Genomic DNA, 20,757 nt, shown 5'->3' on the forward strand with positions numbered 1-20,757 from the left:
CTCCCGTTTCCTTACCGATCCTCCCCATCGCGTCGCTTTACTTTGGGGAATTTGTCTCATACAATTATTTTGTCAGCCGAGAAGGCGATGAAGGAGCGGACAAGATGAACGACAAATTTGCCGGACTGGAGCCAGATCAGGAGCAGGCGATCCATAAAGCCCGCAAGCGGGTGATCGAGTCCATCGGCAAGAACATGGATCTGTACGGGATCACGCAATCGACCGGGCTGCTGTACGGCCTCATGTTTTTCCAGGACAAACCGATGAATCTCGACGAGATGGGACAGGCGATGGAGATGAGCAAGACCAGCATGAGCACGGGCATCCGGACGCTGGTCGATTTGAATATGGTCAACAAGGTGTGGGAAAAGGGCTCGCGCAAGGACCTGTACGAGGTCGAGCGGGACTGGCATCAGACGTTCGCGGACTTTTTCGTCTTGAAATGGCGAAAAGCGGTGGAGATGAACCTGACGGCGCTGCGGCGCTCGCAGAACGAGCTCGTCAAGCTTGCCGAAGGAGCGTCCGCGGAGACCGCCGAGCCGGTGCGGGCGGCCGTGGCCGGCGATCTGGACAAGATCGGCCAGGCGATCGCCTATTACTTGTGGCTGGACCGGGTCATCGACTTGCTGGAATCCGGCGGCATCTACGAGCATGTGCCCAAGGAGCCGGACTCCGACTGAGGCATGGCGCGGACGGACGAGCCCCGCGCGGGCAGCGGCTCGTCCCGAGCCTTGAGCCTGCGCGAACGAGAGCGGGAACGGAAGGAAGCTTCCGTCCCCGCTTTTCGGCATGCCTTTTTGCGCCTTCCGACCTCTAATTTAAATGGGATTTTTCGTCTATTTTTGCGGGTATTTCCTGTTCCTTCCTTCATGCTAAAATGCAGATGCGCCTTTATGACAGCGCTTCCAAATGAAGGCGACGCGCGCCATTCCATGGGAAGGGAGGACAGCCGACCGCCGCTTCCGGCCTTGCAAGCCCGCTCAAACGACCTATTATCAAAGGAGATGAACGTAATGAAAACCAAAACGCGCCTGACCGCCTTCCTCACCCTGCTGATCGGCTCGCTGCTGCTGTCCGCCACCGCCTTCGCCGCCGTCTGGACAAGCTCGGCCCAATGGGGCAACTGGTCGAACGGCGGCTACACCGTCTACAACAACATCTGGGGCAGCGGCGCCGGCACGCAGACGATCTGGGCCGACTCGTACAGCAAATGGGGCGTGACCGCCAACCATCCGAACACGGGCGGCATCAAATCGTACCCGAACAGCACTCGGCCGATCAACACGCAGCTGGCGGCGCTGTCCAGCCTCAAGAGCTCCTTCAATATCACCGTGCCTTCGAGCGGCTCGAGCTTCGTCGCCGCCTACGACATCTGGAGCGGCAACAACGCGCATGAGATCATGCTGTGGATGAACAAGCAGGGCGCCGTCGGTCCGATCGCCGGCTCCTGGGATTCAAACGGCAATCCGGTCGCGAACTTCACGAACGTGAGCGTCGGCGGCCATACGTGGAACGTGTACAAGGGCAGCAACGGCTCCAATGACGTGTTCTCCTTCGTCCGCACGAGCAATACGAGCTCCGGCACGGTCGACGTGCTCGCCATCCTGAACTGGTGCAAGTCCAAGGGCTGGATGGGCAACGAGATCGTCAACAGCGTGCAGTTCGGCTACGAGATCACCTCCGCGCCGAACGCCACGTTCACGACGAACAGCTACTCCGTCAGCTTCTCGTAAGCCGCAGCCGACGAGCACGGCGGAGCTGAGCCGCTCTCCGCGCCGCCGCCTCTGCACTGTCATCCGCTCCCAAGCCAAAAAGGGGCTGTCCCGCGAGGCCGAATCGAATCGGCCTTGCGGACAGCCCCTTTTTCCATGCCGCTTCCCCGGCAAGGGAAGCGGCGGCTTCGGGCGGTTCATTTGCGATGCATCTTGAACTCGAGGAACAGCTCGTTGTAATGCGACAGCATGCGCTTGCCGAGGTTATCGTACACCTCGAGCCGGCTCGTCAGCTGCGGCGGCGGATAAAAGCGCTCGTCGGAGCGGATCTCCTCCGGCAGCAGCGGCACCGCGTCCTTGTTCGGCGTCGAGTAGCCGACGTACTCCGCGTTGCGCGCGGCATGCTCGGGCTCGAGCATGAAGTCCATGAACCGGTACGCGCCGTCCAGGTTGCGGGCCGTGCGCGGGATGACCATGTTGTCGAACCAGACGTTGGAGCCTTCCTTCGGAATCACGTAGTCCAGCTTGTCGTTCTCGTCCATGATCTCGGCCGCGTCGCCCGACCAGACGACGCCGGCAGTAGCTTCCTCGTTCGCCAGCAGCATCTTGATCTCGTCGCCGACGATCGCCTTGACGTTGGGCGTCAGCTTCTGCAGCTTGGCCAGCGCCTCTTGCAGATGGGCTTCGTTCGTATCGTTGAGCGAGTAGCCGAGGCTGTTGAGGCCGAAGCCGATCACCTCGCGCGCGCCGTCGACGAGCATGAGCCCGTTGCCCAGGCGCGGGTCCCACAGATCGTCCCAGCTGTCGAACACGAGCCCGTCCGGCACGAGCTCCGGATTGTAGACGATGCCGACCGTGCCCCAGAAGTACGGGACGGAATAGCCGTTGCCCGGATCGAAGCGCAGGTCGAGGAAGCGCTCGTCGATATGCTTCAGGTTCGGCAGTCTGGCGTGGTCGATCGGCAGCAGCAGCCCCTCCTGCTTCATCTTGTCGATCGCGTACTCCGAAGGCATCGCCACGTCGTACGTCGTGCCGCCCTGCTGGATCTTGGTCATCATCGCCTCGTTGGAGTCGAACGTCTGGTAGATGACGGTGATGCCCGTCTCCTCCTGGAACTCCTCGAGCAGCTCGGGGTCGATATAGTCGCCCCAGTTGTAGATGGTCAGCGTATTGGCGCCCGAGTAGCCCTGGCTGGAGTTCAGCCAGGACGTGAGGTACAGGCAGCCGAGCGCGACGACGAGGATCGCCGCGAACGAGCGGATCAGGCTTTTCATGGCGTTCCCTCCTTGGCCGCTCCGCGCGCCGCGCCGCCGCGGCCGGCCGCCGCCTGCGCGCCCGTGCCGCTGCGCCGCGTGAGGAAGTAGTATCCCGCCACCAGTAGCATCGTGAACAGGAAGATGAGCGTCGACAAGGCGTTGATCGACAGCGAGATGCCCTGCCGCGCCCGCGAGTAGATCTCCACCGACAGCGTGGAGAAGCCGTTGCCCGTCACGAAGAACGTGACGGCGAAGTCGTCGAGCGAATACGTCAGCGCCATGAAGAAGCCGGCGAAGATGCCGGGCTTGATGAACGGCAGCACGACGCCGGTCAGCACCTGCCAGCGGCTTGCGCCGAGGTCGCGCGCCGCGTCGATGAGCGTCGGGCTCATCTCCTGCAGCTTGGGCAGCACCATCAGCACGACGATCGGCACGCTGAAGGCGATGTGCGCGAGCAGCACCGACACGAAGCCGAGGCGGATGCCGATCATCGTGAACAGGATCAGGAACGACGCGCCGATGATGACGTCGGGACTGACGATCAGCACGTTGTTGAAGCTGAGCAAAGCGTTTTTCGTCCGGCGGCGGCGCGCCTCGTGGATCGCCAGCGCGCCGAGCACGCCGAGCACGGTCGACAGCAGCCCGGACAGCAGGGCGATGACGAGCGTGTTCAGCACGATGATGAGCAGCCGCGTATCGGCGAACACCTCGCGGTACCAGTCGAGCGTGAAGCCGTCGTAGCCGTGCATCGTGCCGCCGCTGTTGAACGAATAGGCCATCAGATAGAAGATCGGCGCGTACATGATCGCGAATACCGCAATCAGATACAGGTTGGACCAGCGCCAGCGCCTGCTCTCGCTCATCGGATCACCCCCTTGCGCTGTCCGGCCGCGAACATGATCGCGACCATGACGAGGATGAGGAACACCGCGATCGTCGAGCCCATGCCCCAGTCCTGGGTGACGAGGAAATGCTGCTCGATCGCCGTGCCGAGCGTGATGACGCGGTTGCCGGCGACGAGGCGCGTGATCATGAACAGCGACAGCGCCGGGATGAACACCGCCTGGCAGCCGGCCTTCACCCCGTCGATCGTCAGCGGGAACACGACCTTGGCGAACGTCGTCCACGCCGAGGCGCCGAGATCGCGCGCAGCGAACACGAGCGACGGATTGAGCTCCTCGAGCGCGTTGAAGATCGGCAGGATCATGAACGGGATGAAGATGTACACCGACACGAACACGAAGCTGAAGTCGGTGAACAGAATCTGCTGCGTGCCGATGCCGACGAGCTCGAGCAGCTGGTTGACCGAGCCGTACGTGCCGAAGATGCCGAGGAACGCATACACCTTGAGCAGCAGGTTGATCCATGTCGGCAGGATGATGAGCAGTAGCCACAGCTGCTTGTGCTTGGCGCGCGTCAGCGCCCATGCCGCCGGATAGGCGACGAGCAGCGAGAACAGCGTGATCAGCAGCGCGTACCAGAACGAGCTGACCGTCATCCGCAAGTACACCGGAGTGAAGAAGCGCGCGTAGTTGTCGAGCGTCAGCGCGCCCTCCACGTCGAACAGCGAGCGGTACGCGATGAGCGCGATCGGCGCCGCCACGAACAGCACGATCCACAGCGTGTACGGCACGAGGAAAAGATTGCGGCTGCGGGCGGACACTAGCTGTTCCCTCCCGGGCGGCCGGTCTCGACGATCGGCGGCCCTTCGCCAAGCTCGCGCCGCTTTGCGGCTTCCTCGGCAATTTCCGCTTCCTCATAGCCCTCGAGGCGGCGGTCGAAGTCCTCCTCCGACTCGCCGAAGCGCATGACGTGGATCGCCTCCGGGTCGAAGTCCAGCCCGATCGCCTCGCCGACGACCGCCTTGCGGGTCGAGTGGACCATCCACTCGTTGCCGGAGTCGTCCATGCAGATGATCTCGTAGTGCACGCCGCGGAACAGCTGCGTGTCGACGGTCGCGGCCAGCTTGCCCGCTCCCGCCGCCGTCATCTCCAGATCCTCCGGGCGGATGACGATCTCGACCGGCTCGCCGCGCCGCAGGCCGCGGTCGACGCATTCGAACTCCTTGCCGGCGAACTCGACGCGGTAGTCGTCGAGCATGCGCCCCGGCACGATGTTGGACTCGCCGATGAAGTCCGCGACGAAGCGGTTGATCGGCTCGTCGTAGATGTCGGTCGGCGTGCCGCTCTGCTCGATGATGCCTTTGTTGAGCACGAAGATCTCGTCCGACATCGCCAGCGCCTCCTCCTGGTCATGCGTGACGAAGATGAACGTGATGCCGAGGCGGCGCTGCAGCTCGCGCAGCTCGTACTGCATCTCCGTGCGCAGCTTGAGGTCGAGCGCCGACAGCGGCTCGTCGAGCAGCAGCAGCTTCGGCTCGTTGACGATCGCGCGGGCGATCGCCACGCGCTGGCGCTGGCCGCCGGACATCTCGCGGATCTCCCGCTTGCCGTAGCCCTCCAGGTTGACGAAGCGCAGCGCCTCCTCGACCTTGCGCTCGATCTCGTCCTTCTTGAGCTTGCGGATGCGCAGGCCGAAGGCGACGTTGTCGAACACGTTCAGATGAGGAAACAGCGCGTAGTCCTGAAACACCGTATTGACCTGCCGCTTGTTCGCGGGCAGGTCGTTGATGAGCTTGCCGTCCATGCGGATCTCGCCGCTCGTCGGCTCCATGAAGCCCGCGATGAGGCGGAGGATCGTCGTCTTGCCGCAGCCCGACGGGCCGAGCAGGGTGTAGAACTTGCCCCTCTCGATGTCGAAGGATACGTCGTTCAGCACGGGAACGCCGTCCTCGTATTGCTTGGTTACTCCCCGGAACGAAATGACCGGTACCTGCTCCATGCCGCAGCTTCCCTCCTGTTCAGCGCCTGTGCGTCTGTCCGCCCGGCTTTGCGAGCCGCTGCGGGACAGGCTTGATCATGCCCCCATTATACCCCAAACGGCGCGCTCTGGGACGTTTTTCCGCCAGATGCGGCTCCTCCGGCGGGACGCCGGAGCCGACCGGAGCCTTACGCCGCAGGCCGCAAGGCCCAGCCCGGACCGTCCGGCGTTTGATTTTTTGCCGTCGCCGGCCCTCTCGGCCCCGATCTATCGGGATAAGAAGAGCGGACAGGGACTTTCGAAGGGGATAGATGAAAATCGAAATGACGCAACTATCGTGACGCAAGTCCGATTAACAGAATTCGACATCCTGTTATAATTCAGGTTGATCCGGCCCTTTTGGCCCCCTTACATCATGACGAGACCAGGAGTGAGTTCATGCGACGTTTGATCCAGACCGGCACCGCCTTTGCCCTGCTCGCAGCGGCAGGAGCGGGAGCCGCAGCACCCGCCGGAGCCAGCCTCCCATCCCCATCCGGCTCCCCTTACGGCAGCCCTTATGCCGATGCCGCCTCCGCTCGAGTGCTCGCCGGCATGGCCGGCGCAGGCGCGCCCTCTTCCCTGTCCGCCGAAGCCGACGCGCCTTTCTCGGAGCGGGGAACCCCTCAGGCGCTCGGCGGCGCGATCGCCGACTATGCGCTCGACTACGTCGGCACCCCCTACCAGTACGGCGGCGCTTCGCCCGCCGGCTTCGACGCTTCCGGCTTCCTGCAGTACATCTATCGCTTCTCCGCCGCCGAGGTCCAGCTGCCCCGCACGATCGCCGCGCAGTTCGAGAACGGCGCGCCGGTAGGCGGGCAAAGCCTGCTGCTGCCCGGGGACGCCGTCTTTTTCCGCAGCGGGTCGGCCGTTTCCTTCGCCGGCATCTACATCGGCAACAAGGAATTCGTCTCCGCCACCGTCGACGGCGTCAAGCGCTCGTCGCTCGCCTCCGCCTACTGGCAGGAGCGGTATGCCGGCGCACGCCGCATGACGGAGAAGGCGCCATCCGCAGGAGGCGGGTCGGGCACGAGCGCAGGCTCAGGCACAGGCTCGGGGACGAGCGCAGGCAGCGGCTCCGGCTCCAGCAACGGGCTGGCCGGCCCCGATCAGACGCGCGCCGCGATGCGGGAGAACGTCTATTTCGCCTCCGTCTCCCGGTTCCTGGACAAGGCCAAGCCCGTTCTGGACGCCTCCGCCTACAACCGGCTGGCGGACAAGGCGGAGCTCGCCTTCCAGCAATACGAGCAAGGCCTGTACCCGGCGATGCTCGCCGCGCATGAGGAAATCATCGACGAGGTCGAGTCGCTCCCTGCCGACGCGCGGAGCCGGATCGGCATCAAGGGCAGCGAGCTGTACGGCTCCTCCATCCCCGCCGGCCTGTACACGGTCGCGGACAACGGAGAGCTGAAGCTGAAGAACGAGAGCGGCTACTCCGTCACGCTTTCCCAGCGCGCCGCCGCGGAGCAGCTGTGGAAGCAGGTGCAGGCCGCGTATCCGAAGGCTTATCTCGCTCTCGTCAAGGAGCTGCGGCTGGACGTCCATCGCGGCGGCCTGTCCCGGGTGGAGACGCTTGCCAAAGGAAGCGTGCGGCTCGTGCTCGACCCGTCGGATCTGACTCCGGGAGCGGTGCAGAAGACGCGCTGGTCGCTCGCTCGCGAGCTCGGCAAGCTCGTCACGCAGCAAGGTCCCGCCGGCTCGCAGCTCGATCATCTCGGCGGCGCCTCATCCGCGCTCGGCGGCGCGGGCGGCCTGGTCGGAGGCGCCTTCGCCGGTCCCACCGCCGGCAGCAGCCAGTGGCTCTATGCTCGCAAGGACTCGCTCCTGACGGCCTACTACGGCAAGTTCTGGCCGGCCGAGGTCGCCTCCGCGGCGCGCGCCGGCAAGCCGATGACGACGCTCTATACGAAGCTGTTCTTCCGCGACGCGAGCGCCTATCAGGCGCAGGAGGACATCGCCGACGCCTGGGCCGCGTTCCTGCTGTACGACAAGCCGGCCAAGCCCGCCGATCGCCGCGACGAGAAGATCCTCTTCTTCTACGCCAAGCCGGAGCTGGTCTCCGTGCGCGCCCAATACCGCAGCGGCGTCGGCCTCTCCAAGTCGTATCCGAAAACGACCACCTTCGCCGACCTGATCGGTCCGCGCACCTGGTAGCGGCTGGCGCCGGCTCGCCGGCGAAGCGACGATAGCCGACGCCGTGGGCGGCTCGGGCGGCAGTTGGCGCAGCTGGCGGCCGGCGGCCCCCTGGCGAGGCGCCGGCTGCCGATGCCTTGATAGACGAACGAGACGCAGCGGAGCGAGGCTCCGACTCGGCTCGTTTTTTCATTTTCCCTTCATGGAGCAAGGGAGCTTTTTCCCTTGTTCGCGGTCATCCAGCATGTTTCGCGCAATCCTCGCTATTCCTAACCCGCCATCCTCATCATTTCGCCGCAATCGCCCCATTCGCTTCATCCTCCCAAGCCAAAGAAAGATGCCGAGCCGGCCTTGACCTCTTTCCTTTTAGACGCTCGCGCGCAGCCGCCCCTGCAAGTCCGAATTTTTCCGCGCTCCCCCCGCCTGTTGTCCCTTTCCAACTGCCGCGGCCGTTCATATGGTAAGAGATAGAGCGGAAGGAGTGGAAGATCGGCACATGAACGGATCGGACGTCGTCATGACCATATGGGCGGAAAAAGGGCTGCGTCAGATCTACTGCGACCGCGCGTCGGACTCATCCTTCGTCCGCGAGCTGGCCGGGGCTGGCCGGCGGGCAGGCTTGTCCGTCCACGGCTGCTCCAGCCTGGCAGCCGCGCTGAGCGCTGCGGAAGGCTATGCGCTCGCCTCCGGCTCCCCGGCGGCTGCGATCGGGACAAGCGCAGAGCTGTCCCGCGCCGAGGCGGCCTCGATCCGGGCGCTGTCGGCCGCGAGCGTGCCGCTGCTGCTGCTGCTGCCCGGCTGCGCGGGCAGGCCGTCGCGGTCCGGCTCAGGCTTCAAGTCGAGCGCGCTGCTGCGGCACGAGGACGACTGCCGCAGCACGCTGGAAAAAGCTTATTTCCTCGCGGCGCGGCACGGCCGGAAGGGTCCTGCGCTCGTGCGGCTGGCTCCTTCCTTCGCCGGCGGGCGCTCGCGCCGCCCTCCCTTCTCCATGCCCGCCTACGAGGACAGCGAGGACTATATGGAACGGCTCGTCTCCGAGCCGCCGATCCGCGACGGGCAGCTGGACCGGATCGCGGACGGACTCGCGCGCGCTCGGAGGCCCCTGATCGTCGTCGGCGGCGGCGTGCTTCATGCCGGAGCGGCGGCGGAGCTGGGCGAGCTCATCGCCCTGACCGGCATCCCTGCGGCAGCGACTCCCGGCGGCTGGAGCGCGCTGCCGGGGGGCGTTCCGACTGCACGCGAATTGCCGGCTCAAGTTCGGCAGGCGCCCGCCGACTATGCGCTCGTGCTCGGCAGCGGCGAGCCGGCTCCGGCCGCATCCGGGGCGCGCATCGACATCGATCCGGCTGCGCTGGCGCGACCGGAGGAGGCCGCTCTCGAACGGCTGCAAAGCGACATCCGGCTGTTCCTGACCGCGCTCTCCGCGCGCTGGCTCGCACGCGGACTGCGGCGGCAGGCGGCTCCGCCCTCGCAGGCGCCGGAGACGGCACCCGGCTGCGAAGCTCCATGCGGTCCGAATCTCCCGGCCGCGGCGCTGCACCCGGCTACGGCGCGCCCTCCAGCCTCCGCGCTTCCTCCTGCCGCCCCGGCTCTAGCGTCCAGCCCCGTCGATCCGGCTATCCCGAACGGCGCGGAAAGCGGCAGCCTCCCCGGCTCCGTGCTGCTCGCCCGCCGCGGCTGGTCCGGCTTGCCCGAGCTGCAGCGCCTGCTGCTGCTCGCGCCGGGACAGCGGCTGCTGCTGCTCGCGGGGCCGGCGGGGCATGAGGCGGACGCCGCGCTCGGCGCGTCGCACGGCGCTCCGAGCGCGGACGTCACGCTGCTTTTGCCCTGCGCCGCGGGCAGGGGCGCGCAGCTGCTGCGTCCACTTGGCCGCGGCGCCCCATCGGCGCGGGTGGCGCGGCTGAGGCGCCCCGCCGCCCGGCCAAAGCCAAAGGCCTGAGCGGCTGCCGTCCGGCAGCCCTCAGGCCTCGGGATATGCTATAATCGGGGGAACGGCCGGTCCGGCATCAGCTGCCGGCCAATCGGTCCACGGCTTGCTGCACGCCGGCCTCGGCGATGCCGTTCAGCTGCGGAAAGCCCTTGTCCTCCAGGCTGACGGTGCGTCCGCCCTGAATCGGGTAGACGCCCTGCAGCAGCCCGAGCGGCACATAGCTGTCCGTGCCTTCGAGCTTGTGCAGGAACAGCAGGTAATCCGGTCCCGTCGCCCATGCGCCTGGATAGCGTTCGTTGGCCTCCAGCTGCGACGGCGGCGGCAGCGGCTCGATCCCGGTCGTGACGACCGTCAGCTCGTTGCTGCCGCCGCCTTTGATCCAGCGCTTGACCGTGAACTTCTGCACGAAGTTGACCAGCCTGCCCTGAGGGGCGTTCTGGCCGGTCTGCACCATGCGGTCGCTCTCGCCGAAGCTCCCCACGGCGATGCCGTCCGCATGGCGGACAAGCTCCGACGCGCTCGCCTGGCTCTGCTCCGGCACGACATCCTGGTCGAGCCGAAATGGCGCCGCCTGCGCCGTGCCCGGAGCCGCCAGCGCGCCGGCCGCCGCGACCGCCAGCACCGCCGGCAGCGCCGCCAGCCGGCATGCCAGCAGCCCTCCCGGAGCCTTGCCTCGCAGCAGCTCCTGCAGCTTTTTCTTCAATCGGGAATACATCGCTCGCTTCACCCTTCCAGTCGTTTCCTAGCGGTAGTATGCATAGGAGGCTGGAAAATCATCCATCACCTCGAATCAGGAGGAGGAACGTTCCCATGACCATGACGTACCGCAAGCTCGGCGCGAGCGGCCTGACCGTCTCCGCGCTCGGCCTCGGCACGAACGCCTTCGGCAAGCGGACCGGCGAGGAGGAGAGCATCCGCATCGTCCACGCCGCGCTCGACGCCGGCATCACCTTCCTCGATACGGCCAACATCTACGCGGGCACGCTCAGCGAGACGATCATCGGGAAGGCGCTCGCCGGCCGCCGCGCGGATGCCGTACTGACGACCAAGGCCGGCCTGCCGCGCGGCGAAGGGCCGGGGAAGCGCGGAGCGTCGAGGTCGCATCTGACGGCCGAGCTGGAGGGCAGCCTGCGCCGGCTCGGCACCGATTACGTCGACCTGTACCAGATCCATACGTTCGATCCCGAGACGCCGCTGGAGGAGACGCTGCGCACGCTCGAGGACATGGTCCGCTCCGGCAAGGTCCGCTACATCGGCGCGTCCAACTATCAGGCGTGGGAGCTGATGAAAGCGCTCGGCATCAGCGACCGGCTGCAGCTGGAGCGCTACGTCTCCATCCAGACGAGCTACTCGCTCGCCGACCGCACGCCGGAGCTGGAGCTCGTGCCGCTCTGCCTCGACCAAGGCATCGGACTCATCCCTTACTTCCCGCTCGCGGGAGGCATCCTCACGGGCAAATACGCCGCCGGAGCGGAAGCCCCGCCCGGCTCGCGGCTCGACAAGGACGGCTCGTTCGGCCGCTTCCTGAAAGGCGACGTCATCGGCCTCGGCCAGGATGTCGCCGAGCTGGCCGAAGAGGCGGGCTGCGAGCCGGCCGCGCTGTCGATCCGCTGGCTGATGGACAAGCCGGCCGTCTCGACCGTCATCGCCGGCGCGACGAGCGTCGAGCAGCTGACGGCCAATCTGCGCAGCCTCGAGCTCGCGCTCGAGCCGTCCATCCAGGACGAGCTGGAGCGCATCAGCCGGCCGTTCCGCTACGGCGAGCCGTTCGCCCGCTACCGGATCTGACGCGCCACCGATGAGGAGGAATCGAAGCTCATGACATCCGCTTCCGACCTGCGCTATTTCCAGACGACCTGGCCGCGGCTGATCGGCCTGCTGCTGTTCGCCGCGCTGATGGTCGCGGCCTGCCTGTACCACTTCCGCGAGCCGGACGGCTTCGCGGCGATGCTGCCGGACTGGGTGCCGCTGCGGCTGCCGATCGTCTACGCGACCGCCATTCTCGAGCTGGCCATCGCCGCGCTGGTCCTCGTGCCGGCGACGCGCGGCTGGACCGGCCTGTTCGCCGCGCTTTACCTGGTCGTGATCGTCGTCGCCAACGTCTACGCCGCCGCGCGCGGCATTCCCGCTCCGGGCAGCGACAGCGCCTCCAAGACGGCGCTCTGGCTGCGCGTCGCCGCCCAGCCGCTGCTCGTCTGGTGGGCGCTCTGGTGCACCCGCTACCCTTCCCGCGACACGTCGCTCAAAGGCCCGCCGCGCAAAGCCCGCTGACCGCCCTGCGGCCGCTGGCCATGAGCGCGCCCCGGTCCGCCTGACGACCGCATGCGGGCCCTGCTCCGCCAAAAAGGCGCTTCGCTCCCCGCAAGGGGACGCGAAGCGCCTTTTTGCTGCTGCGGACCTGCTTCATGGACGAAGCGAAGCGTCAGTGCCCGCCCATCATCATGCTCGGCTCGGAAGAAGACGCGGCGCCTTCCTGCGGCCTCGGACGGCTCAGCAGGAAGCCAAGCACGACGCCGGTCGCCGCGATCCAGATGAGCAGCGCGAACGTGTCGCCGTACGAGGCGCTGAGCAGCTCGGCGGGCTGCGCGCCCAGCTCCGGACCGTTGTCCTTGATGCGGCCGGTCAGGTAGGTCGAGAGGCCGGCGATGGCGAACGAGCTGACGACCTGCTGCGCCGCCGCCGTCAGCGAGGTGACGCGGCCGACCAGCTGGGCCGGAGCCGACTGGATGATATGCGTGTTGAGCGGCATCATCGACAGGCCCATGCCGGCGCCGATCAGCGCGAGCGGCAGGATGAGCGAGCCGACGCCCGTGTCCGCCTCGATGCCGGAGAGCAGGAACGCCGCCACGCTCACGAGCGCCATGCCCGTCATGACGAGCGGACGCGCTCCGACCTTGTCGTACAGCCTGCCGCCAATCGGCATGAACAGGCCGGCGGCGAGCGCCTGCGGCAGCAGGATGAGGCCGGTGTCCAGCGCCCCGTAGCCTTTGGCCGTCTGCAGGAACAGCGGCAGCAGGAAGATCGTGCCGAACAGCGCCGCCTGGGAGATCCACTGCACGAGGATGCCCTTGGTGAAGTTCGGCGAGCGGAATACGCGCAGCTCGAGCAGCGGGTTCGAGCGGCGGAGCTCCGCGAGGATGAAGACGACGAGCGCGACGCCGCCGACGATGAGGCCCGTCAGCGTGCGCGCCGACGTCCAGTCCGTGCCGCCCTCGGAGACGCCGTAGGCGAGCGCGGCGAACGCCAGCGGGCCGAACACGATGCCCATCATGTCGAGCACGGGCACCGTCTGGCGCTGGATGACCGGCAGCGTGCGCAGCGCGACGATGACGGCGATGACGCCGATCGGCAGGTTGATGAGGAAGATCCAGTGCCACGACACGTACTCCACGAGCCAGCCCGAGACGACCGGACCGAGCGCCGGAGCGAGCAGCATCGGGATGCCGATCATGCCCATCACCGCGCCGACCTTGCCCGGAGGCGCGATCCGGTACGTGAACGCCATCGCGATCGGCGCGACCATGCCCCCGCCGAGCCCCTGCAGCACGCGGAACGCGATCAGCTGCTCCGCGCTGCCGGCCATCGCGCACAGCGCGGAGCCGAGCGTGAACAGCACGACGGACAGGATGAAGATCGTCTTGGCTCCGAACCGGTCCGACAGCCAGCCGGCCAGCGGGATGACCGCGGCCTGCGCGAGCGCGTAGCCGGTGATCGTCCACTGGATGAGCGACAGCGACGCGCCTCCGAAGTCCTGCTGCAGCTTCGGCACGGCGACGTTCATCGCCGTCCCGTCCAGAATGACCATGAACATTCCGATGATGATCGCCACCAGCGGCGCCAGTATGGCCCGCATCGACAGCTCCGGTCCGGCCGGGCCGCCCCCTGCGACTTGCGACATGCTCTCCACTCCTTCATCTCTCTTTTCCTTCCCTCCGCCCGGAGGCGCCCGCCGCGGTCCGCCCTTCATTGACCCCTGCCCGCAGAAGGGATAAAATAAGGCAGCAAGCGGCTTCGAGCCGTCCGGTACGGCAAGCGGACAATTGTCCGCTTATGGGAAACGTTTTGACTATAGCGGACAATTGTCCGCCTGTCAACGACGTTTTTTAGTTGTAAACTTTTCAGGAAAGAGATGAAAGCGCATGCCGATTCCGGATAAACGAAAAGGATCCCGCGAGCTGAGCGCATCCATATTGGATACGGCGCGCAGCCTGTTCGCCGAGCATGGCGTCGATGCGGTCAGCATGCACCAGATCGCCAAGGCGGCCGGAGTCGGCCAGGGCACCTTGTACCGCCGGTACGCCCAGAAGGGCGACCTGTGCCTATGCCTGATGGAGGAGGAGTTCCACAGGCTGCGGGAGTCGATCCTCGTCCGGCTGGAAGCGCTCGCCGGCGAGCCTCCATGCGTGCGTCTGGCGGCGTTGGCGACGCTCGTCGTCGAGCATCTGATCGCGGACAGCCGCATCGTCGAAGCGATGCACACGGCGATCTACAACGGGCGCAACACGTTCAAGGAGATCGAGCAGTTCTATGAGAGCCCTCCCTACCGCTTCCTGTACGAGACGATCCAGACGCTGCTGGACGAGGCCCGGACCAAGGGACAGACGATCGAGGCGGTCGATCCGGCCGTGAGCGCCCATCTGCTCATCTCGCTGTTCTCGCCGCAGTCGCTGCTTCATCTGCACGAAAAGCTGGAGGTCGATCCCGAGGAGATCGTCCGGCGCATCGTCTGCACCGCGATCCGGCCGCTGTTCCGCGAGGAGTAGCGCCGCGCCGTCCGCTTTTTTCACACGCGCGGCTTCCCCGATCCGAGGCATCGCGCCCGCGATGCTTCGGATTTTTTCTGTCGGCGTCCTCCCGCATCGCCTTGGTCCGACGCGAAAAAGCCGCCCCGGCCGTTCGGAAGAACGGTCGGGGCGGCCGAAGCCAACCCTGCTGTCGCCAGGGCACAGCCGGCTGGCGCGAACGCGCCTCAAGCCTCAAGCCTGCTGCAGCGCCGCTTCGACCTCCTCGCGCGAGGGCAGGCCGTCCTGCGCGCCGAAGCGCGTCACCGCCAGCGAGGCCGCCTGCACGGCGAAGCGCAGCGCCTCCAGCAGCTCGGCGTCGCCCGCGGCGGCTCCCTGCGCGGCCAGCTCCGCGAGCTTGACGCACAGCGCCGCGTTCAGCGTGTCGCCGGCTCCGGTCGTATCAACGACCTCGACGCGCGGCGCCGGCACCGTCACGAGGCGTCCGTCTTCGCCGAGGAACGAGCAGCCGGCGGCGCCGCGCGTGACGATGACGCGGCCGCCGACGCTTGCCTGCCAGGCGGCGATCGCCTCGCGCAGCTCGTCCTCCGACTCGGCGGATGCCCCCGTCAAGGCGGCGAACTCGGTCTCGTTCGGCGTGATGTAGTCGGCGAGCTCGAGCAGCTCCCGGGGAAGCTGCTGCGCCGGCGCGGGATTGAGCACCGTCGCGACGCCGGCCTCGCGGGCGATGCGCAGCGCCGCGCGCACGCCCTCCAGCGGGATCTCGAGCTGCACGAGCAGCGCCTGCGCGCGCTCGATCGACTCGCGCCGGCTTTCCACCCACGCCTCGCCGCATTCCCCGTTCGCGCCGGCGACAATGACGATGCAGTTGTCCTCCGGCGTATGATAGATCGAGGCGACGCCGGTCGGCTCGCTCGGGTGGACGCCGATGCCGGAGGCGCCGACCCCCATCCGCCGCATCTGCTCCAGCAGCTGCTTGCCGAAGGCATCATCGCCCACGCGGCCGATCATCTCGGTCGCCGCTCCAAGCCGGGCGCAGCCGGCCGCCTGATTGGCGCCTTTGCCGCCGGGCAGCGTATGCAGCGCGCTGCCGCTGATCGTCTCTCCGGCCAGCGGCATCCGGCCCATGCTGATGACCAGATCCATATTGAGGCTGCCGGCCACGGCGACGCGCGGCGCTGCCGCCGCGCCTCCCTGAATGTCCCGCTCTTGCGCCGCCGCTTCCGGAGCCGCTCCGTTCCTCTCGTCCGCTCCTTGCTTCATCATGCCTACACGCACCTTTCCTTCATTTCAGCCTCTCTCATTCTAGCTCATTTCAAGCTCCCTGCGCAGGGGAGCGATGGCGGGAAAGCACGGCTATAAGGAAATTCGCCTCCACCGGCCATCGCCGATTCGGTATAATGGAGATTGTTTCCTGTAGACGACAACGATAATGAAAGAGGTGTCCCTCGTGTTGAAATTCAGCGAATACCGCTACGAACGGCCGGACCGCGCAGCGGCAGCCGATGCCTTCAAGGAAAAAATCGCCGCCATGCGCGCCGCCGCCAGCCTCGAGGAGCAGCTGGAGGCGATCTCCGCCGTGAACAAGCTGCGCAACGAGATCGAGACGATGTTCCAGCTCGTCACCATCCGCCACTCCATCAACACCGAGGATGCCTTCTACAAAGCCGAGCAGGACTACGCCGACGAGACGTCCCCCATTCTGCAGGAGTACGTCACGGACTACTACCGTGCCCTGACCGATTCTCCGTTCCGCAGCGGGATCGAGGAGAAGTACGGCACGCAGTTGCTGCGCACGGCCGAGCTCGCGCTCAAGACGTTCAAGCCGGAGATCATCGAGGACCTCCAGCTGGAGAACAAGCTGTGCACCGAATACAACCAGCTGATCGCCTCCGCCCGGATTCCGTTCGACGGCGAGGAGCGCACGCTGTCCCAGCTGACGCCGTATACCCAATCGACGGATCGCGCCACCCGCAAAAGCGCCAGCGAAGCGGCCTTCGGCTTCCTCGCCGGCAACGAGGCCGAGCTCGACCGCATCTATGAAGAGCTCGTCCAGGTGCGCACGCGCATCGCCCGCCAGCTCGGCTACGAGAACTACGTGCAGCTCGGCTACGACCGCCTCGGCCGCACCGACTACGACGCGGCGATGGTCGAGAACTTCCGCCGCCAGGTGCGCGAGCATATCGTGCCGGTAGCCTCCCGCCTGTACGAGCGCCAGCAAGCCCGCATCGGCGTAGACAAGCTCCATTACTACGACGAGGGCTTCCGCTTCAAGAGCGGCAACCCGACGCCCAAGGGCGATCCCGACTGGATCCTCGAGCAGGGACGCCGCATGTACCGCGAGATGAGCCCCGAGCTCGACGAGTTCTTCACGTTCATGTCCGAGCGCGAGCTGCTCGACCTTCTGAGCAAGAAGGGCAAGGAAGGCGGCGGCTACTGCACCTATATCTTCGATTACGAGTCTCCGTTCATCTTCGCCAACTTCAACGGCACCTCCGGCGACATCGACGTGCTGACGCATGAGGCGGGCCACGCGTTCCAGGTGTACATGAGCCGCGGCTTCGACGTGCCGGAGTACCTGTGGCCGACGATGGAGGCGGCGGAGATCCACTCCATGAGCATGGAGTTCCTCGCTTGGCCGTGGATGGAGCTGTTCTTCCAGGAGGATACGGACAAATACCGCTTCGACCATCTCGCCTCCGCGCTCAGCTTCATTCCGTATGGCGTGAGCGTCGACGAGTTCCAGCACTTCGTCTACGAGCATCCCGAGGCGACGCCGGCCGAGCGCAAGGCCAAGTGGCGGGAAATCGAGCGTCTCTACACGCCGCATCGCAGCTTCGACGGCAACGCCTACCTCGAAGGCGGCGGCCGCTGGCAGCGCCAGAGCCACATCTACCAGACGCCGTTTTACTATATCGACTACACGCTGGCCCAGCTGTGCGCCTTCCAGTTCTGGAAGCGCTCAAGGGAGGACTTCGACGCCGCCTGGCAGCACTACCTCGCGCTTTGCCGGCTCGGCGGCAGCAAGTCCTTCACCGCGCTCGCCGCTAGCGCGGGGCTGCTCTCTCCGTTCGAGGACGGCTCCGTGACGAGCGTCATCGGCGAGATCCGCAGCTGGCTCGACAACGTCGACGACAGCAGCTTCTAAGCCCTTTTTCCCGCAGCCCTGTCCTTGAATTTCAAGGAAAAGGGCTGTTTTTTGCCACCAAATCGCTTTTATTCCGTATAATAAGGGTAATTAGCTAACAAAAAGGGGGGAAAGGTCATGATGAATCGCTCGGGCTCGCCCGCACGCTGGCTTACGCTGCTGCTGGTCGCCCTGATCCTGATCTGCTCCACCCCCACCCCTCCGATCCTGCTGCCGGAAGCGGCCTCCGCCGGGACGGCCGCCGAAAGCGCCATGTCCCGTTCGTTCGACACCGGCGTGCCCGTGACGGCCCGCTCCTATGCGGCCGAACGGGAGCAGTCGGGTCCGCTCCATCGTCCCGATCCTCCGTCGCAAGCTCCGTCCGCGCTCGCGCCGCCCTTGGCCGCCGCGATTTTGATGCTGGCCGCGGTATTCGCCGCTCCCGCCTGGTCGCGCAAGCTGCGCACCGCGCCATCCGTCTCCCGCCGGCTCATCCGCTGCCTGCTCGCTCCTGTCCGCAGCGCCTCTTATGCCGCCTGACGCAAGGCTCGACCTCCGCCCGCCCGGCCTGTCGCCGCGCGGTGCGGACGCTCTCCGCTTTTTCGGCGGGGAGCGATAGGATTCGGCTTTTTTCGGCAAGCTAACGCACTAGAGGAGAGAACCCACTACAGGAGGTAGATGTATGGACATCAGAGAGACGTACCTGCCGGGAATCGGCAAAAAGTTCCAGATCAAATCGCGCGGGGGCGACGTGCTGATCGTCGTCGTGCATGACGACGGCCGCCGCGAGTGCTATATGGAAGCGGATCGGGACAACGACTTCAAGCCCGTCTTCTCGCTCGACGACGACGAGGCGCGCATGCTCGCCTCCATCGTCGGCGGCATGCAATACAAGCCGCGCGCGCTGGAAAACATCGAGATGGTGCTCGACGATCTCATCATCGAATGGTATCGCGTGGAGCCGACCTACAAGAGCGTCGGCAGCTCCATCGGGCAGCTCGGCGTCCGCAACCGGTCCGGCGCCAGCGTGCTCGCCGTCGTCGAGAAAGGCGGAGCGACGAAGCACATCAACCCGGGACCCGATCTGGTCCTCACCGAGGAGGCACTGTTGATCGTAGCCGGCGAACGCAGCCAGCAAAAGGCGTTCCGCGACATCCTGAAGAACGGATGTGAGTGACGATGGACCATCTCGTCATGGAAATCGGCCTCGCCATCGGCCTCGTCGCGCTTGCCGGCATCCTGTCCGCCAAGCTCAAGTTTTCCGTCATCCCGTTCTACATCATTGTCGGCATGCTCGTCGGCCCGCATGCGTTCAAGATCGGACACTTCGACTTCCGCTTCGTCGAAAGCGCCGAGCTCATCCACTTCTTCGGCCGCATCGGCGTGCTGTTCCTGCTGCTGTACCTCGGCCTTGAATTCTCCGTCGGCCGGCTCATCAAGTCGGGCAAGTCGATCGTCGTCGGAGGCAGCATCTACATCGGCATCAACTTCACGCTCGGCCTGCTCTACGGCTTCCTGACCGGCCTGCCGCTGTCCGAGGTGCTGATCATCGCCGGCATCACGACGATCTCCTCCAGCGCCATCGTCGCCAAGGTGCTCGTCGACCTGAAGCGGACCGCCAACCAGGAGACCGAGATGATCCTCGGCATCATCATGTTCGAGGACGTCTTCCTGGCCCTCTACATCTCCATCGTATCCGGCCTCGTGCTCAGCTCGTCCTCGAGCCTCGGCGGCGTGCTGCTGTCGGCGCTGATCGCGCTCGTGTTCATGCTCGGCGTGCTCATCGTCGGACGCAAGCTCGTCCCTCAGCTGAACCGCTGGCTCGACATCCGCTCCAACGAGCTGTTCCTGCTCATCGTATTCGGCTCGCTGTTCCTGATCGCAGGCTTCGCCGAGACGATCCACGTCGCCGAGGCGATCGGCGCGCTGCTCGTCGGGCTCGTCCTGGCCGAGACCCAGCATGCCCACCGCATCGAAAAGCTCATTCTTCCGTTCCGCGATTTCTTCGGAGCGATGTTCTTCTTCAGCTTCGGCCTCACGATCGATCCGACCGCCCTTGGCGGAGCCGTATGGATGGCGCTCGGCGCTGTCGCGATCACGCTGGTAGGCAACTTCGCCGCAGGCATGCTCGCGGGCCGCAGCGCGGGCATTCCGCCGTACGCCTCCGCCAAGATCGGCCTGACGATCGTCGCGCGCGGCGAGTTCTCGATCATCATGGCCAATTTGGCGATGGCCGGCGGACTGGCCGCCATCATCCAGCCGTTCGCCGCGCTGTACGTGCTGATCCTCGCGATCCTCGGACCGCTGCTGACCAAGGAGAGCAAGTGGGTGTTCCGGGTGCTCGATCCGATCTTCAAGTTCAACGCTCGCTACGATCGCCGGCAGCAGCAGGCTCCGGAGACGAGCAGCTGACGATTCGCCGGCCGGCGCCTTGCCGCCGCGCCGGTCCCTCCACTCGCCAAAAAGCGGTCAGAGCCCTAGGCTGCTGACCGCTTTCTTTTTTGCCGGCTTGCCCTACGTGTCGGAGGAGCCGATGAAGTTGAAGCTTTCCGGTCCGACGCGCGTGGCGCCGAGAGCCGTGACCGAGGCGAATACCGTATAGGTCTGGACGGCGTTCGGAGCGAAGAAGTCGGAGCCGGCGATATTGATGAGCTGCGGTCCGAGCAGGCTGATGTCGAGCACCTGGGCAGCGGAGAAGACAAGCGTATCCGTCGGCAGCGTGCCGCGCACGACGCTGATCGTCACCGTCGTCGCCACCGGCAGCAAGCCGAGCTGGATGGCCATCATGCCGACGAAATCGACCCGCGTCTGACCGGAGACTCCGGTAGTCAGGTCGAGCGTCTGCTGGGCGATAAGCTGATTTTGGTTGATGATCGTGATCGGAATCGCGATCGAGTTCGCGAAGCTGGCGTTCTGGCTAGTCTTGAGATCAAGGAAGCGGGACATAGGAACCCTCCTTTCCAACGAGGATAGGATAGCATATGATAGGTTTCTAGAT

At 65.8% G+C, this 20,757-nt stretch carries 19 protein-coding genes; 11 read left to right on the forward strand and 8 right to left on the reverse strand.

Annotated features, from left to right (window positions below; genetic code table 11):
- Positions 1-104 precede the first annotated feature (104 nt).
- Together H582_RS0107690 and H582_RS0107695 are read left to right on the forward strand one after the other, a co-directional pair.
- Positions 105-680 carry a GbsR/MarR family transcriptional regulator gene (locus tag H582_RS0107690; RefSeq protein ID WP_028598078.1) on the forward strand — a complete coding sequence of 192 codons (576 nt, stop codon included), beginning with the start codon at positions 105-107 and terminating at the stop codon, positions 678-680.
- Between the two features lie 333 nt (positions 681-1,013).
- A complete protein-coding gene (locus H582_RS0107695) occupies positions 1,014-1,733 on the forward strand; it encodes a GH12 family glycosyl hydrolase domain-containing protein (protein WP_028598079.1) in 720 nt (239 codons plus the stop codon).
- A gap of 176 nt (positions 1,734-1,909) precedes the next feature.
- Here the strand turns inward: H582_RS0107695 and H582_RS0107700 are convergent, their stop codons facing one another.
- The 4 genes from H582_RS0107700 to H582_RS26515 are packed head-to-tail and all read right to left on the reverse strand — an operon-like array spanning position 1,910 to position 5,809.
- Positions 1,910-2,986 (reverse strand): ABC transporter substrate-binding protein, encoded by a 1,077-nt coding sequence (locus H582_RS0107700; protein WP_028598080.1) that lies wholly within the window; start codon positions 2,984-2,986, stop codon positions 1,910-1,912.
- Positions 2,983-3,831 (reverse strand): ABC transporter permease, encoded by an 849-nt coding sequence (locus H582_RS26510; RefSeq protein WP_052333057.1) that lies wholly within the window; start codon positions 3,829-3,831, stop codon positions 2,983-2,985. Before H582_RS26510 ends, H582_RS0107700 begins: the two co-directional genes overlap by 4 nt.
- Positions 3,828-4,631, reverse strand: coding sequence for an ABC transporter permease (locus H582_RS0107710; RefSeq protein ID WP_028598081.1), 804 nt, complete (start codon positions 4,629-4,631; stop codon positions 3,828-3,830). Before H582_RS0107710 ends, H582_RS26510 begins: the two co-directional genes overlap by 4 nt.
- Positions 4,631-5,809 (reverse strand): ABC transporter ATP-binding protein, encoded by a 1,179-nt coding sequence (locus tag H582_RS26515; protein WP_084136834.1) that lies wholly within the window; start codon positions 5,807-5,809, stop codon positions 4,631-4,633. Before H582_RS26515 ends, H582_RS0107710 begins: the two co-directional genes overlap by 1 nt.
- A gap of 417 nt (positions 5,810-6,226) precedes the next feature.
- Here H582_RS26515 and H582_RS29895 point away from each other — a divergent pair, with 417 nt between their 5' ends.
- The gene (locus H582_RS29895; protein WP_084136837.1) at positions 6,227-7,981 is read left to right on the forward strand and encodes a C40 family peptidase; all 1,755 of its coding nucleotides are present in this window, start codon (positions 6,227-6,229) and stop codon (positions 7,979-7,981) included.
- Between the two features lie 475 nt (positions 7,982-8,456).
- Positions 8,457-9,899 carry a hypothetical protein gene (locus tag H582_RS0107725; RefSeq protein ID WP_028598082.1) on the forward strand — a complete coding sequence of 481 codons (1,443 nt, stop codon included), beginning with the start codon at positions 8,457-8,459 and terminating at the stop codon, positions 9,897-9,899.
- A 67-nt stretch (positions 9,900-9,966) separates the two neighbouring features.
- Here H582_RS0107725 and H582_RS26525 read toward each other — a convergent pair whose 3' ends face one another.
- The gene (locus tag H582_RS26525; RefSeq protein ID WP_052333059.1) at positions 9,967-10,605 is read right to left on the reverse strand and encodes a hypothetical protein; all 639 of its coding nucleotides are present in this window, start codon (positions 10,603-10,605) and stop codon (positions 9,967-9,969) included.
- Between the two features lie 101 nt (positions 10,606-10,706).
- Here H582_RS26525 and H582_RS0107735 point away from each other — a divergent pair, with 101 nt between their 5' ends.
- Together H582_RS0107735 and H582_RS26530 are read left to right on the forward strand one after the other, a co-directional pair.
- Positions 10,707-11,678, forward strand: a complete 972-nt coding sequence (locus H582_RS0107735) for an aldo/keto reductase (protein ID WP_028598083.1) — start codon at positions 10,707-10,709, stop codon at positions 11,676-11,678.
- A gap of 30 nt (positions 11,679-11,708) precedes the next feature.
- Positions 11,709-12,161: a DoxX family protein gene (locus tag H582_RS26530; RefSeq protein ID WP_228551270.1), complete on the forward strand. Its 453-nt coding sequence runs from the start codon at positions 11,709-11,711 to the stop codon at positions 12,159-12,161.
- Positions 12,162-12,312: 151 nt separating this feature from the next.
- Here the strand turns inward: H582_RS26530 and H582_RS0107745 are convergent, their stop codons facing one another.
- A complete protein-coding gene (locus H582_RS0107745; RefSeq protein WP_028598084.1) occupies positions 12,313-13,788 on the reverse strand; it encodes a DHA2 family efflux MFS transporter permease subunit in 1,476 nt (491 codons plus the stop codon).
- A 241-nt stretch (positions 13,789-14,029) separates the two neighbouring features.
- On the opposite strand from H582_RS0107745, the gene H582_RS29900 reads away from it, so the two are divergent.
- On the forward strand, positions 14,030-14,653 hold the full coding sequence (locus H582_RS29900; protein ID WP_052333060.1) for a TetR/AcrR family transcriptional regulator: 624 nt from the start codon (positions 14,030-14,032) through the stop codon (positions 14,651-14,653).
- 213 nt (positions 14,654-14,866) lie between these two features.
- Here H582_RS29900 and rbsK read toward each other — a convergent pair whose 3' ends face one another.
- On the reverse strand, positions 14,867-15,898 hold the full coding sequence (rbsK, locus tag H582_RS0107755) for a ribokinase (RefSeq protein ID WP_255309728.1): 1,032 nt from the start codon (positions 15,896-15,898) through the stop codon (positions 14,867-14,869).
- A gap of 184 nt (positions 15,899-16,082) precedes the next feature.
- On the opposite strand from rbsK, the gene H582_RS0107760 reads away from it, so the two are divergent.
- The 4 genes from H582_RS0107760 (at position 16,083) to H582_RS0107775 (ending at position 20,171) form a co-directional block, all read left to right on the forward strand.
- Positions 16,083-17,780 (forward strand): M3 family oligoendopeptidase, encoded by a 1,698-nt coding sequence (locus H582_RS0107760; protein ID WP_373864120.1) that lies wholly within the window; start codon positions 16,083-16,085, stop codon positions 17,778-17,780.
- 117 nt (positions 17,781-17,897) lie between these two features.
- The gene (locus H582_RS0107765) at positions 17,898-18,299 is read left to right on the forward strand and encodes a hypothetical protein (RefSeq protein WP_028598087.1); all 402 of its coding nucleotides are present in this window, start codon (positions 17,898-17,900) and stop codon (positions 18,297-18,299) included.
- A gap of 142 nt (positions 18,300-18,441) precedes the next feature.
- On the forward strand, positions 18,442-18,936 hold the full coding sequence (locus tag H582_RS0107770; RefSeq protein WP_028598088.1) for a cation:proton antiporter regulatory subunit: 495 nt from the start codon (positions 18,442-18,444) through the stop codon (positions 18,934-18,936).
- 2 nt (positions 18,937-18,938) lie between these two features.
- Positions 18,939-20,171, forward strand: a complete 1,233-nt coding sequence (locus tag H582_RS0107775) for a cation:proton antiporter (protein ID WP_028598089.1) — start codon at positions 18,939-18,941, stop codon at positions 20,169-20,171.
- Positions 20,172-20,273: 102 nt separating this feature from the next.
- On the opposite strand, the gene H582_RS0107780 is transcribed toward H582_RS0107775, so the two are convergent.
- A complete protein-coding gene (locus tag H582_RS0107780; protein ID WP_028598090.1) occupies positions 20,274-20,705 on the reverse strand; it encodes a hypothetical protein in 432 nt (143 codons plus the stop codon).
- Positions 20,706-20,757: the final 52 nt, after the last annotated feature.

Origin of the sequence: Paenibacillus pasadenensis DSM 19293 (assembly GCF_000422485.1) — a bacterium.
Taxonomy (GTDB): Bacteria; Bacillota; Bacilli; order Paenibacillales; family Paenibacillaceae; genus Paenibacillus_O; species Paenibacillus_O pasadenensis.